Below are 13,316 nucleotides of genomic sequence, written 5' to 3'. Positions count from 1 at the left end.
ATGAGTCTAGTTGAAAACCCATACACTAAATACATGAGCAAAATGGCTATTCCATCAAGAATGGATAATCCTTTTGCATATAAACATCCTTGAATGCTTCGTCAGCAGTTGGGTATGGAGACTCTTCTGCAAATTGAACAGACTCTTCAACAATGCCTTTTATTTTTAGATCAATAGCAGCCAGATCTTCTTCAGTAGCATAACCTTTCTCCAAAATTGCCGCTTTAACCTGCTCGATTGGATCACGCATTTTGTATTCTTCAACTTCCTCTTTCTTACGATATTTCTGCGGATCTGACATAGAGTGACCGCGATAGCGATAAGTACGGAACTCAAGGAAGGTTGGACCTTCACCAGCACGGGCGCGTTCGGCAGCGCGGCTAACTGCTTCGTGAACGGCTTCTACACTCATCGCATCGACAGGCTCGGAAGGCATGTCATAAGCTTCAGCAAGTGTGTACAGATCAGTTACGTTTGATGTACGGGCTACAGATGTACCCATAGCATAGCCATTGTTTTCAACAACGAAAATGACCGGAATTTTCCAGAGCATCGCCATGTTGAATGCCTCGTGCAATGCACCCTGACGAACAGCTCCGTCGCCCATGAACGTAATGCAGAGGTTGTTGGTCTTGTTGTATTTCTCCGCAAAAGCAATCCCAGCTCCCATTGGAATCTGTGCGCCAACGATGCCGTGACCGCCAACAAAATTCACCGACTTGTCGAAAATGTGCATCGAACCACCTTTCCCTTTTGACGAGCCAGTTTGTTTGGCAAACAATTCGGCCATAATCGCCTTAGGATCGGAACCCAGTGCGAGTGGGATACCATGATCACGGTAAGCTGTAATCCACTTGTCATCTTTTGTTAAGGCAGTGTATGAGCCTGACGAACAAGCTTCCTGGCCTATATATAAATGACAAAAGCCCCGGATTTTCTGTTGACCGTACAATTGACCAGCTTTCTCTTCGAATTTCCGCTGTAATTGCATCGACTCATACCAGTACATATACCGCTCTTTCGGATGCTGCGTTTTTTCGGCTGCCGGAGCCTTACCATTCTGTTTGGATTTCTCTTTGACGCTTGCCATGAGGAATGAAGTTCGATAAAATCAATAATCGCTACCTGGCAACCGACCACCTAAGCGCTGGGCTATCAGAGTGGTGCCAACTAGATACAGGAGATGTTTCTACTAACAAACCGACCGTATCTTTGTTGCCAATATCAATTGATCATACAGGTAGCTAACCAGATGAGCAGTTGACTGCCGCGAAATTACGCATTATCGCGTTACACGCTATACCTATGTACCTCGAAAAACTGAGCCTGACCAATTTTAAAAATTATGAAGATAGCCGGTATGTGTTCGGACAGCAGGTAAATGTGATTGTAGGGCCCAATGGTAGCGGTAAAACCAATCTATTGGATGCGGTTTATTTCCTGGCACTCAGCAAAAGTGCTTTCCAAAGTCAGGATGCACTTAGTATTCAGCACGATGGCGATTATTTCATTATCGACGGTGTTTTTGAGGAGCAAAATCGTTCTGTACAGATTACGATCAGTTTGCAACGAGGACAGCGAAAGGTGCTCATGGCTGATAAAAAGCCATACGACCGTTTAAGTGATCACATCGGTCGGTTTCCAGTAGTACTGATGGCTCCCAACGACACAGATTTAGTACGGGAACATAGTGAAGACCGGCGACACTTTTTCGATGGGGTCCTCTCCCAACTTGACGCCGAATACCTGCGCAATTACCTGATGTATCAGCAGGTTCTGAAACAACGTAATAGCGTACTCAAACTTTTTGCTGAACGGAATCAGGTAGACAATGACCTACTCGATACCTATGATGAGCCTTTGCTTGACCTCGGCCAGAAAATTCATGATCGCCGGAGACAGTTCGTTGATGAGTTTCTGCCTGATTTTCGAAGGCACTATGCGTACTTGAGCGATGGACGTGAAAACGTTACGATTGTCTACGAATCGGAAGTAAGCAACCCAAACTTTGCTGATGAGTTCAGGCATTTCCGCCGACGTGATACGGTTTTGCAGCGTACCACAATGGGGATTCATAAAGATGACTACGCTTTCCTGATTGGTGAGCGGGAAGTTGGTCCGGATGGCCCCGCACCTGTACCACTTAAAAAATTTGGTTCGCAAGGGCAACAGAAAACGTTTGTGATCGGCCTGAAACTGGCGCAATTCGATCAACTGCAAGCAGCAAAGGGAATTAAACCGATTCTGTTGTTAGACGATATTTTTGATAAACTGGACGACCGACGAATAGGTAAGCTGATTAAGCAAATGGACGAAGGTGCTTTTGGCCAGCTCTTTATTACGGATGCTCGCCCAGAGCGCACGCGTGAACTTCTTACCAACGTGCAGGCCGACGTACGCTTTTTTGAGATTAGCCGCGATTAGATTGGTTCTGCTACCGACTTAATTAGGTATGAGAAAGATCATATCTATAATCGTCCTGTTGCTGAGCATCGTAGATGTACTTGCGCAGGGAGCTTTCAAAAGTGGCCCACTAAAAGTATCTGACAACCACCGTTATCTGGTTCATCAAGACGGCGCTCCCTTCTTTTATATGGGCGATACGGCCTGGGAATTATTCCATCGCCTGAATCGCGAAGAAGCAGATCGCTATCTAAAACGAAGAGCCGAACAGGGTTTTACTGTTGTTCAGGCCGTAGCACTCGCTGAATTTGATGGGTTGAATACGCCTAACTCAAATGGCGATAAGCCCCTCTTAAACAATGATCCGACTACACCCAACGAAGCCTACTTCAAACACGTAGATTATATCGTAGACAAAGCGGCTGAGAATAATCTGGTGATTGGCTTTCTGCCAACCTGGGGTGATAAAATATTTAAGAGTTCATGGGGAAATGGACCAGAAATATTTAATCCAAAAAATGCCAGAATCTACGGTCAATGGTTAGGAAATCGCTATAAAAACCGGCAGAACATAATTTGGATATTGGGCGGAGACCGGACTCCGCGAGATAGTTCTGAAGATGTAGCCATTTGGCGAGCTATGGCTGAGGGAATTGAAGCGGGCGTTGGGGGCAGTGATAAAGCATTAATGACATTTCACCCGCAACCAAATTCTGTACAGGATGGTGGTTCATCAAAATGGTTTCATCAGGATTCCTGGCTCGATTTTAACATGCACCAGAATGGCCATTGTCGTGATACGCCCATTTACGACAAAATTTCCGTCAGCTATAATCGGACGCCTGCCAAACCGACGATGGATGCTGAACCGATCTATGAAGATCACCCAGTTTGCTTTAACGTGAAAGACCTTGGTACGTCCAATGCGTATGATGTTCGGATCTATGCGTACCAGGATTTGTTTGCTGGCGCACATGGGCATACCTATGGTTGTCACGATATCTGGCAGATGTACAGCCCCAATCGCCCAGCCGTTAATGGCCCTCATATTTACTGGCAGGAAGCCCTTGAGTTGCCCGGCGCTAATCAGATGAAAATTGTTCGGCGATTAATGGAGTCACGCCCACTGCTTGACCGTGTGCCTGACCAGTCGCTGATTGTTGAGAATAGTTATGTGGCTTCCGAGCGGATACAGGCTACCCGAGGCAACGATTATGCGTTTATTTACAGCACGGCAGGAAAGCCATTTACGGTTAATCTGGGCAAAATTTCGGGCCAGACAGTAAAGACAACCTGGCTTAACCCGCGAACTGGTGAAGTGAAAGACAACGGTTCAATCGCTAATAAAGGCCAGCAGAAATTTACTCCCCTATCGGCTGGATATGGACAGGATTGGGTACTTGTACTGGACGATACCACTAAAAATTACCCAGCGCCCTAGGCCAAAGTGTACAGTTTACGCTTAGATGAAGCCCGACGAACGACTTAGTTCGTCGGGCTTTTTGGTTGTTTTACTCCGCTTTTTAGGCCGTTCATCATAATCTCAAAAATTAGGTGGAAACTCAGAACTATATTTGAGTTTCCGAAGTTCATCATGTAAAAGTTCTATTATTTGATGAAAGAGAGGATTCTGGCGGAGGCCGAAAAGTTGTTCTGGAAATACGGGGTTCGCTCCGTAACAATGGAAGACATAGCTCATCAACTTGGTATTTCGAAGAAAACGATTTACCAACATTTTAACGACAAAGAACAGATCTTATACCAGGTTATTCAGGATAAAACAGGGAGAGATCAATCAGAAATGGATTGTATGGTTACAGAAACCTCCAATCCGGTTGAAGAAATCCTGGGTGTTCTGAATATGATACGGAAGAATGCAGACCAGGTTAGCCCCAATCTGCTGATCGATATCAAACGATATTATCCACAAGCATTTGCCTTATTTAGGCAATATAAGGAGGGACAGATTATGAAATCAATTCTTGATAATATCCAAAAAGGTATTTCTCAAGGTATATATCGTTCCGACATAAATCCATCCATTTTAGCCCGCTTACGGGTCGAACAAATAGAGTTAGCATTCAACCATAATCTCTTTCCTTCCGACCAATATTCGATGCACGATGTACAGGCGGAATTGATGCATCATTTTGTGCGGGGGATGCTAACAGAAAAAGGTTTCACCATTTACAATCAGTACGTTAATCAATACAACCATGAGGTTAAGTAATATCAGAAAAACAGTACTGGTCTGGCTGCTCGTATTGTTGAGTAGTACAGGTCCGCTACTGGCCCAAACCAAACAGGAATTCTTGCTGAATGAAGCGATCAAATTTGCTGTCGAGAATAATATCAACGTGAAAAATTCGGGCCTGGACGCACTCAGTGCAGAAGGTCGAATACAGGAGTTGCGGGGTGTAGCGCTACCTCAGGTAAGTGTGGCTGGGTCAATAACGGATAATCTAATTATTCAACGGGCTTTCCTGCCCGCCAAGTTTTTTAACCCGAATGCTGCCGATAGTGATCCCCCGGTTGCTGTTCAGTTTGGGGTAGCCTATTCGGGTAGTGCGACCGGCACATTGAACCAACTCCTGTTCGATGCATCTTATCGACTGGGCTTGAAAGCGGCTGAGACGTATCGCCAGCTCGCGCAGAAAAATATCACTGCTTCGAAAGTTTCCGTAGCTGAACAGGTTGCCAAAGCCTACTATGGCGTATTGGTAAATGAGCAACAGATCAAATTACTCGATCTAAATATTGCCCGGGTAGACACGCTATTCCACAATACGCAGGCACTGAACAAGCAGGGTTTTGCCGAAAAAATTGACGTAAGCCGTCTCGAAGTGCAGGTTAACAACTTGAAAGCGGAACGCCAGAATGTTAAGAATCTGGTTGAATTGAGCTATTACCTGCTGAAGTTTCAGATGGGATTGGGCATAAACGACAATATTACGTTGACTGAGCAAATTCAGGATATTGATCTTGATGCTGTCGAACGGACGAATGTGAGAGCTGCCGCTGAGTTTGATTACAACCAGCGGATTGAGTTCTCGACGCTACAATCGCAGATTCAATTGGCTGATCTGGATGTCCAGAGTATTGCTAAACAATACTACCCAAGACTCACCGCTTTCGCCAATTATGGCTACAATACGGGCCGAAATAAATTCGGTGAAGTAATTGGTTCGCCCTGGTTCAATTCGTCCATGATAGGACTTAATCTATCGGTTCCAGTTTTCGACGGATTCCAGAAGAAATACCAGGCACAGCAGAAGCGGTTTACCTTGCAAAAAGCCCAAAATAACAGTCAGTTGCTGAAAAATACGATTGATCTGCAAATTCGTCAGTCATCGATCACGCTTGGAAATAGTCTACAAACCTTACGCACGCAAAAACGAAATGTCGATCTGGCACAGGAAGTTGCCCGCGTAACCAAGATCAAATATCAGGAAGGAGTAGGTTCAAATATTGAGGTTCTGGATGCCGAGAATTCATATCGTCAGGCCCAAACGAACTACTTCGCATCCTTATATAACTTCCTACAAACCAAAGTCGATGCCGATAAAGCAAACGGAAAACTTTATACCGGCAATTAAAAAATCCGTTTGCTCCGGATTCCATATCGGTAATCTGGCGCTTGAAACCTGAAATGAATCATTAAAATGCTACGAATGAAACCATATTACGCCCTTATTCTTGTGAGCTTATTAGCTGCTTGCTCGCAGGAGAAAAAGTCAACTGATTTACAAGGCAAACGCGAGGAACTCGCCCAACTAAAATCGCAGCAGGCTGAATTAACGACGAAAATCAAAACACTTGAGGCTGAAGTAGGAAAACTTGATCCAAAGAAAGAGGAAAATGTCCGTGTAAAAGACGTAACGGTTTCGCCACTCGTCGCATCAACGTTTAAGCACTTTGTTGAATTACAAGGCTCAATTGATGCAAAAAATAACGTACTCGTTTCGCCAAAGTCGGGCGGAGTTGTTACCGCAGTTTACGTAAAAGAAGGTGATCAGGTACGGGCCGGTCAGCCTATTGCTAAAGTCGATGACGAGCTTTTACGTGAATCTCAAGCCGAACTGAAAACGCAGCTTTCGCTCGTAAATACAGTATATGAAAAACAGGCCGCTTTGTGGAAACAACAAATCGGTACTGAAATCCAGTATCTACAAGCAAAAAATAACAAAGAATCGCTCGAACGTCGACTAGCTACCCTGAATGCGCAAGTTGGTCAATCGACCGTAACGGCGCCAATCTCAGGTGTTGTCGATCAGGTAACTGTGAAGATTGGTCAGTCGGCTGCTCCAGGTATGGGATTGGTTCGGGTGGTAAACCTGTCGCAACTAAAAGTTGTTGCTAAAGTAGCTGACTCGTATTCGGGTAGTGTTCGGAAAGGCGATCCTGTACTGGTTGATTTTCCTGACCTGAATAAAACCCTGAATTCGCGCATATCTTTTGTGGCTACGATGGTAGATCCTGCGACTCGGACATTTACTATCGAGGCTCCCCTACCCTCCGACAATGCACTGAAACCCAATATGCTGGCTCGTATTAAAATCAACGATGCTACGCAGGGAAATGCTATTGTAATTAATCAAAATCTGATTCAGAGTACCGAGAATGGTCAGCTAGTGTATGTGGCCGTGAATGAAGGAGGCAAAAAGGTCGCTAAAGCGAAGACTGTGAAAACAGGGCAATCGTATGGTGGTCAGATTGCCATAACGCAAGGGTTACAGGCGGGCGATCAACTTGTCACGGCTGGTTATCAGGATTTAGTTGACGGACAACAAATTAATTATTAGTAGAGACCGGTCCGCCGGTCTCTACAACCAACTAACGACTTTTATGAAATTTGAACAGTATAAAACCCTCGGCTTTACCAACTGGTGCGTTGAGAACCGGACGGCGATTTACATATTCACCTTCCTGATTACGCTTGGCGGGCTGTTCGTGTATAATAACCTGCCTAAAGAGCAATTTCCCGACATCAAGGTACCACAGGTGTATATCAACACGGTATACGTCGGTACGGCTCCCGCCGATATTGAGAACACGATTAACAAGCAGATCGAGAAGCAGTTAAAGTCGATTTCGGGCGTCAAACGCATCAAATCGAATGCATTGCAGGACGTATCGGTAATTCTGGTTGAGTTCAATCCCGATGTAGAATCGGCTGAAGCTTTGCAGCGGGTTCGTGATGCTATTGATAAAGCGAAGCCCGATCTGCCACAAAAGCTGGATTCAGGCCCAACAGCGCAAGATGTTGACTTCTCCGAAATGGCGATTATGAACATCAATATGGCTGGCAGCTTCTCGCTGAAACAATTGAAAGAGTATGCGGAAGACTTACAGGACGTAATTGAAGGGATGCCTGAAATTCGTCGGGTAGATATCGTTGGTGCGCTGGAACGCGAAATTCAGATCAATGTCAACTTGCCAAGAATGCAGTCGGCGGGTCTGGCTTTCTCCGATATTCAGCAAGCTATTCAGGGCGAAAACATCAACGTATCAGGTGGTGAATTACCAATTGATGGTGTTCGTCGTACGGTTCGTGTAAAAGGCGAATTTACCGATGTTACGCAGCTTCAGGATCTGCAAATTCGCACAGCAACTGGTGCTACTGTTCGCCTTGGTGACATTGCCGAAGTGCGGGATAATTTTGAAGAGCAGCAGGACTTTGCCCGCTTGAATAACAAGTCTGTTGTAACGCTGAACGTGATCAAACGGGCTGGGGCAAACCTTATTTCGGCTGCTGATCGGATTGAGAAAACCATTGAAGAATACAAAGAATCGCGTTTCCCGGAAGGTTTGGATGTGAAAATCACTGCCGATCAATCAGAACGTACTCGTGAGAACGTGAATGACCTGATCAACACGGTTGTTCTTGGATTTATCTTCGTGGTATTGGTACTCATGTTCTTCATGGGTGTTCGGGATGCTATTTTCGTTGGTTTATCCGTACCATTATCGGCGCTGGTTGCCTTCGTATTGATGCCTGTTCTTGGGCCAATGGTGGGTGCTTCATTCACACTAAACACGATGGTTCTGTTTGCCTTCCTGCTCGGTTTAGGACTGGTGGTGGATGATGCCATTGTGGTAATCGAGAACTCCCACCGACTCTTCAACGAGAACAAAAACTGGGATATTAAACAAGCCGTGAAAGCGGCTGCGGGTGAGGTATTCGTGCCGGTACTTTCGGGAACGCTGACGACCATTGCGCCATTCTTCCCGCTCTTGTTCTGGCCGGGTATCGTAGGTGAGTTCATGAAGTTCCTGCCTTTAACGCTGATTCTGACCCTGTTTGCTTCTCTGTTTGTTGCCTACGTGATTAACCCGGTTTTTGCGGTTACGTTCATGAAACGGCATGAAGACGACAACCATGAAGACAAACAGACGTTTGCCGAAATCAGAAGGCCACTGATTATCATGACCGTTTTGGCGGGCATTGGCTATGTAATTGACCGCGGTATTGGCAATTTGTTTGTATTGTTCATTATCCTGTATGTGTTCAATCACTACGTACTGACGCCAAGACTGATTGTGCCTTTCCAGGAAAGTATATTGCCCGCGCTTAAAAACGGTTATCGTAAATTGATTTCGTGGATTCTGACCGGATGGCGCCCCGTCTGGGCTATTGTAGGAGCCTTTGGCGTGCTGATTCTGACCTTCGTTATTGTTGGTATTGCAAAGCCAAAGGTTCTCTTCTTCCCAAGCGGTGAACCCGATTACATCTACGTCTACAACGTAATGCCTGTTGGTACCGATGCCCGCGTAACTGATTCCGTTACCCGCGTAATTGAGAAGCGTGTGTTTAAAGTCTTAGATGATAACAAGGCGACAGATATTGTCAACTCGGTTATCTCGAACGTAGGTAAAAACGCGGGTGATCCAATGAACCCGGATCGGTCGGCGACGCCACAGAAATCGAAGGTGACGGTTGCCTTTAAACCAAACGAAGAACGGCACGGCATCTCGACAGATTCGCTGTTGAGCAAAGTTCGGTCGGCGGTGAGTGGATTACCAGGTAGCGAAATTTCGGTAGAGCGCGAATCTAATGGCCCGCCAACGGGTAAACCAATTGCGATTGAGATTGCAGGTGAAGAATTTGGCGAACTCCAGAAGATAGAAAAACAGGTTCGGCAAAAAATCGCTCAGGCTGGTATCAAGGGAATTGACCAATTGAAATCTGACCTGATTACCAACAAACCTGAGATAGTGATCGATATCGACCGCGACAAAGCGGAACGAGAAGGGATATCATCAGGTCAGGTCGCACTGGCCATTCGGACGGCTTTGTTTGGACTAGAAGTTTCAAAATTCCGTGATGCCAAAGACGAGTATCCGATCATGGTTCGCTTACAACAGGACGATCGTAGCCAGATTGACAAGTTGCTGAGTCTGAACGTCGTGTATCGCGATATGGTGATGGGTGGACAACTGCGTCAGGTGCCTATCACATCGGTAGCGAACATTAGTTATTCGACGACCTTCAGCCAGATTAACCGGAAAAATCAGGAACGTCTGGTAACACTGAGTTCTGATGTTGTACCGGGCTACAATGCGAACGAAATTGTGGCGCAGGTTCAGGAAGTTATTAATGATATGGACGTGCCAAATGGATATAAAATCAAAATGGGTGGCGAGCAGGAAGACCAGCAGGAGTCGATGAACTTCCTGGTTTCGGCCTTCGGTATTGCTATGCTGCTGATCTATCTGATTATGGCTACGCAGTTTAACTCAGTCGTAAAACCGCTGATTATTTTCGTGACCATCCTGTTCTCACTGATTGGGGTACTTTTAGGATTTGTCATTTTCCATAAAGACTTCTCGGTTATCATGTCGGGGGTTGGTATTATCTCCCTGGCCGGTATCGTGGTGAAAAACGGGATTCTGCTCATCGAGTTTATCGAAGAGCTACGGGGACGGGGCGTTCCTCTCCGCAAAGCCATTATCGAAGCGGGTGGCATTCGTTTAACACCGGTATTGCTGACAGCATCGGCTGCCGTGTTAGGTCTGATTCCGCTAGCGTTGGGTATAACCGTTGATTTCGTGGGCCTATTCCGCGATTTCGATCCGCACGTAATTATAGGTGGCGATAGCTCGGTATTCTGGAACATCTTAGCCTGGACTATCATTTTTGGGTTAACATTCTCTACGATTCTAACGCTTGTCATTGTTCCCTGTATGTACTGGATCAACGAGCAGGTTCGTATGAAATGGTTCGGCAAGAAAGACCCTGCACTGGAACCCGCTGAGGAACTGGAAGAAGAATTAGCTTAAAGAATAGAGTAAAATGGAAAGTGCCGGTGGTTTGGAAATCACTGGCACTTTCCATTTTAGGGATTATATGATCCCGTTCTCGCTTGGCTTTGCCGAGTGAGGACTATCTCTTCTAGGGCCTCTGGCCCCTTTTGCAATAATAACTACGGGCGAGACGCCCTGAAATAATCCTCACTCGGCAAAGCCAAGCGAGAACGAGGAACGCGAGGAACAGATATCCATATTTATTCAAACAAAATCCGACTCCAACGCTCAGGCATATGTGTATCGTAAACGCCGTGTGGACTCATAACCATAGCTGGGTGCGGTTGAACTTCTACACCTGACACCATCAATTTCTGGAATCGACCTAGAAACATTCGCCACTCATCGCCTGGATGAGGAGGTAAATTACGACCATTGGCTAACCAGGTTAGGCTACTCCAAGGAATAGCAATTTCCAGACTCCACCCATTATCAATATCACTGTTGTCGTTCAACGTACCATCTATATAAACGGCTGTTTCTAAACCAGGCATATCATAATTCAAAAAGGCCCAGCGCAAGCCGCGCGGGTGTGTGCCGTACCAGAATGAGGCTCCACTTCGATCAGAATCTCCACCGAATGTCATTGCCTGTGGATGATGCACATCGAACTGCGGCACATCGAATCGACTGCCGCGTTGATAGGCATCTTTCCAGATAAAAAACACTTCATAAAGTGTATTTCGCGCATTTACTTCCAGTTCATAGTAGCAGTCTCCCCCGTCGATAAATAACTCTAGGTCATTTTCAAGGAAAATAATGGAATCTCGTTCAGTCAGATGAGCTTCTATAAAAGGCTCTTCAGCCCGGAAGGCTACATATAAATGTGTGTCGTTCCAGAGAATAGCCGCCTTAGTATCATACATGCCCGGTCCGCCTGTTGCCATATCTACGAATCGATGACTCCAGACGGCATTCTGCCAAACGGGTTTTGTTACGTCTCCGTTAATCGTTATTGATTCAGTAATTTTCTGGGCAGTATAGGAATGCATGGGCGGTTGGGCTTTTGACAAACGTGTTTGTCATTTCGACCGGAGGGAGAAATCTCAACTTCCTCATTAATCAAACTTGAGATTTCTCCCTCCGGTCGAAATGACAACACTAAATGGCGAATATATTTATGAGTATGTGATTGAATTTGGAAAAGATAATAGAAAAATCACGCTATCATTCGTCAAACTTTACGAACGCTGATTCCGTTAGGCAACTATGTCCTTCATTTGCTAATTCATGAACCGTACCGCCTTATTTTTCATTCTTCCTGCCATTCTTCTTCTGATTGACTGGTATGTTTTTCAGGCCGTTAAAACGCTAAGCCGGTCGGCCTCAGAAAGCACACAACGTATTATTGCCATTGCCTTTTGGGGCTTTACTGCGGTGTCATTGTTGTTATACGTCATTATGCAATTGTTGCCGCCAGATTCCATTAGTCGCAACACCCGTACGTTTTTGTGGGCTGCTATCGCCATCCCCTATTTCTCAAAGATTTTTGCCGTCCTAATCATTCTGATTGACGATATCGGTCGTTTCTTCCGCTGGATTGTATCGTTGTTCTACAAGCCCGAAGTACGCGAAGCAGTTGAAGATTCTACTCGCCAGACGATCCCTCCCACCGATACCATTACTCGCTCGGATTTCCTGATGAAAACGGCATTGGTAGTTAGTACGGTGCCCTTGGTTGGATTTACCTGGGGCATACTTTCCGGCGCACACGACTATCGAATCCGGCGGATTAAACTCCCACTCAAAAACCTTCCATCGGGCTTTCATGGTATGACTATTGCCCAGATTTCGGATATTCATTCGGGCAGCTTTTTCAACAAAACAGCCGTGAAAGGTGGAGTTGAAATGCTACTCGGTCAAAAGCCTGATCTGGTATTTTTTACCGGCGATCTAGTCAATAGCCATGCTGAAGAAGTCAATAGTTACATTGATGTGTTTGATAAAGTAAAGGCGCCACTGGGTGTTTACTCAACTCTGGGCAATCACGACTATGGTAAATACGTACAGTGGCCAAGTGCCCAGGCCGAGCGGCAAAATGTAATGAACGTAGTGGCTGCTCACAAGCAAATGGGCTGGAATATCATGATGGACGAGAACAAGATTCTGGAGCAGAATGGGGATAAAATCGCGCTTATCGGCGTTCAGAATCTAGGTTTTGGCCCGGCTGCATTACGTGCGGGGGATCTTGCCAAAGCTTACAAGGGTACCGAAGAATATCCTGTTAAACTCCTCCTCTCTCACGATCCTACTCACTGGGATGCCGAAGTCAATAAGAAGTATAAAGATATTGATGTTCAGTTTAGTGGCCATACGCATGGTGCTCAATTTGGCGTAGAAATTGGCGATGCGAAATGGAGCCCGGCTCAATATTTCTATAAACAATGGGCAGGATTGTATGAGAAAGGCGACCAGCGACTTTATGTAAATCGAGGCTATGGCTACATTGGCTATCCTGGCCGGGTCGGTATTTTGCCGGAGATCACGATTTTTGAATTGGTGAAAGCCTAATTGGTGAGCCAATTGTATGTACTTACATCAATAAAAGGGTAAATTGTGTGCCATTTGCAGACAGTTTACCCTTTTTTAAGTTTAACTAATTCTTTTCA

At 45.6% G+C, this 13,316-nt stretch carries 9 protein-coding genes; 7 read left to right on the top strand and 2 right to left on the bottom strand.

The genetic code is table 11. The annotated features are described in order from the left end of the window. Nucleotides 1-46: 46 nt before the first annotated feature. Nucleotides 47-1,090: a pyruvate dehydrogenase (acetyl-transferring) E1 component subunit alpha gene (pdhA, locus tag GO755_RS07605; protein ID WP_157584113.1), complete on the bottom strand. Its 1,044-nt coding sequence runs from the start codon at nt 1,088-1,090 to the stop codon at nt 47-49. A 215-nt stretch (nt 1,091-1,305) separates the two neighbouring features. Here pdhA and recF point away from each other — a divergent pair, with 215 nt between their 5' ends. From recF to GO755_RS07575, 6 genes are all read left to right on the top strand, one after another. Beyond that, complete coding sequence (gene recF, locus GO755_RS07600; RefSeq protein WP_157584112.1) at nt 1,306-2,424, top strand: DNA replication/repair protein RecF; 1,119 nt, start codon at nt 1,306-1,308, stop codon at nt 2,422-2,424. A 28-nt stretch (nt 2,425-2,452) separates the two neighbouring features. After that, nucleotides 2,453-3,844, top strand: a complete 1,392-nt coding sequence (locus GO755_RS07595) for a glycoside hydrolase family 140 protein (protein WP_157584111.1) — start codon at nt 2,453-2,455, stop codon at nt 3,842-3,844. Nucleotides 3,845-4,018: 174 nt separating this feature from the next. Beyond that, nucleotides 4,019-4,633, top strand: coding sequence for a TetR/AcrR family transcriptional regulator (locus GO755_RS07590; protein ID WP_157584110.1), 615 nt, complete (start codon nt 4,019-4,021; stop codon nt 4,631-4,633). Beyond that, entirely contained in the window at nt 4,620-5,999 is a 1,380-nt protein-coding gene (locus GO755_RS07585; protein WP_157584109.1) for a TolC family protein, read from the top strand. Before GO755_RS07590 ends, GO755_RS07585 begins: the two co-directional genes overlap by 14 nt. A gap of 75 nt (nt 6,000-6,074) precedes the next feature. Beyond that, nucleotides 6,075-7,205, top strand: coding sequence for an efflux RND transporter periplasmic adaptor subunit (locus GO755_RS07580; protein WP_157584108.1), 1,131 nt, complete (start codon nt 6,075-6,077; stop codon nt 7,203-7,205). 43 nt (nt 7,206-7,248) lie between these two features. Continuing rightward, on the top strand, nt 7,249-10,683 hold the full coding sequence (locus GO755_RS07575; protein WP_157584107.1) for an efflux RND transporter permease subunit: 3,435 nt from the start codon (nt 7,249-7,251) through the stop codon (nt 10,681-10,683). Nucleotides 10,684-10,907: 224 nt separating this feature from the next. Here GO755_RS07575 and GO755_RS07570 read toward each other — a convergent pair whose 3' ends face one another. After that, nucleotides 10,908-11,699 (bottom strand): carbohydrate-binding family 9-like protein, encoded by a 792-nt coding sequence (locus GO755_RS07570; protein ID WP_157584106.1) that lies wholly within the window; start codon nt 11,697-11,699, stop codon nt 10,908-10,910. A gap of 238 nt (nt 11,700-11,937) precedes the next feature. On the opposite strand from GO755_RS07570, the gene GO755_RS07565 reads away from it, so the two are divergent. Then, nucleotides 11,938-13,218: a metallophosphoesterase gene (locus GO755_RS07565; protein WP_157584105.1), complete on the top strand. Its 1,281-nt coding sequence runs from the start codon at nt 11,938-11,940 to the stop codon at nt 13,216-13,218. Nucleotides 13,219-13,316 lie beyond the last annotated feature (98 nt).

Source organism: Spirosoma arboris, assembly GCF_009754945.1.
Lineage (GTDB): Bacteria > Bacteroidota > Bacteroidia > Cytophagales > Spirosomataceae > Spirosoma > Spirosoma arboris.
Note: the sequence above shows the minus strand (reverse complement) of the source record. Positions and strands in the feature narration are given on the sequence as shown.

Bases quoted from the DNA above. Each gene is read 5' to 3' on its own strand.
- GO755_RS07595 (WP_157584111.1), top strand. From the start codon at position 2,453: ATGAGAAAGATCATATCTATAATCGTCCTGTTGCTGAGCATCGTAGAT.
- GO755_RS07575 (WP_157584107.1), top strand. From the start codon at position 7,249: ATGAAATTTGAACAGTATAAAACCCTCGGCTTTACCAACTGGTGCGTT.
- GO755_RS07580 (WP_157584108.1), top strand. From the start codon at position 6,075: ATGAAACCATATTACGCCCTTATTCTTGTGAGCTTATTAGCTGCTTGC.
- recF (WP_157584112.1), top strand. From the start codon at position 1,306: ATGTACCTCGAAAAACTGAGCCTGACCAATTTTAAAAATTATGAAGAT.
- GO755_RS07590 (WP_157584110.1), top strand. From the start codon at position 4,019: ATGAAAGAGAGGATTCTGGCGGAGGCCGAAAAGTTGTTCTGGAAATAC.
- GO755_RS07585 (WP_157584109.1), top strand. From the start codon at position 4,620: ATGAGGTTAAGTAATATCAGAAAAACAGTACTGGTCTGGCTGCTCGTA.
- GO755_RS07570 (WP_157584106.1), bottom strand. From the start codon at position 11,699: ATGCATTCCTATACTGCCCAGAAAATTACTGAATCAATAACGATTAAC.
- GO755_RS07565 (WP_157584105.1), top strand. From the start codon at position 11,938: ATGAACCGTACCGCCTTATTTTTCATTCTTCCTGCCATTCTTCTTCTG.
- pdhA (WP_157584113.1), bottom strand. From the start codon at position 1,090: ATGGCAAGCGTCAAAGAGAAATCCAAACAGAATGGTAAGGCTCCGGCA.